Raw genomic sequence first — 922 nt, 5'->3', positions numbered from 1 at the left:
TTTGAATTGTTTGTTGAACTTCGTCATACTAAGGCCCCCTATATATACTTTTATTGTATCACTTTATGGAAAACCTCAGTTTGACTTGTCCTATTTATATGCTAGCACCATGTGCAATCACATAAGTACGCTTGTTGTGTTGTGTCTTTTCCCGATACTCCATCATGAGATTGTACAGCTTAACGGAAATATAACACCGTCTTACGCCGCTCTGTGTCTTTGTGTATTCGTGAATAGTAGCCTTCTTTTCAGCCCCTACAGCCTTTGTGATATTGATGTAGTGTGTTCTCTGTTCAATATCATAGCGGACATCCTTCCATGTAAGGGCCAGTAGCTCTCCACGCCGCATCCCTGTTTCAAAGAGAAGCGGTATAGCAATCCAATTAAAGTGGTTCGCTCCTCGTGCATAGTCATAGAGCTTCTTTACTTCTTCCTTTGTGATTGCTCTTTTCTGTGTCTTCTTCACCTTGGGAAGGCGTACGTTATCACAAGGATTCCTAGGGATATAGTTCCCCCTTACGGCCTCATTGAGTGCAATGGACAACACGGTAAAGACATCGTGCAACGTTCGCATAGAGAAGCGTATAGAAGCATTATCAACCTTCTCCCTTAAAGCCCCCACAAAGGCAGATACAGCGTTCGTGTCTACATCTGTAAGTTTAGGGGCATCCGCTTCAAAGAATGGCTTGATATGGTTGCGGTATCGGCTTTCATAGCTTTCATAGGTTTTTACATCTATGTTTGTCTGCTTCTTCATTTGTAGCCAGTCCTGCATATAGTCTATCAATGTGATAGAGCTACCCTTAAACCGTTGGTGCTAGCATATAAATAGGACAAGTCAAACTGAGGTTTTCCATAAAGTGATACAATAAAAGTATATATAGGGGGCCTTAGTATGACGAAGTTCAACAAACAATTCAAA

1 protein-coding gene is annotated in these 922 nt (G+C 41.5%); it reads right to left on the bottom strand.

Features of this window, described 5'->3' with window-relative positions:
• Positions 1 to 94: 94 nt before the first annotated feature.
• Positions 95 to 787 (bottom strand): tyrosine-type recombinase/integrase, encoded by a 693-nt coding sequence (locus ACFCTO_RS12110; RefSeq protein ID WP_499876966.1) that lies wholly within the window; start codon positions 785 to 787, stop codon positions 95 to 97.
• Positions 788 to 922 lie beyond the last annotated feature (135 nt).

It is taken from the genome of Megasphaera indica (genome assembly GCF_046614755.1).
In the GTDB taxonomy this organism is placed as follows: domain Bacteria; phylum Bacillota; class Negativicutes; order Veillonellales; family Megasphaeraceae; genus Megasphaera; species Megasphaera intestinihominis.
Note: the sequence above shows the minus strand (reverse complement) of the source record. Positions and strands in the feature narration are given on the sequence as shown.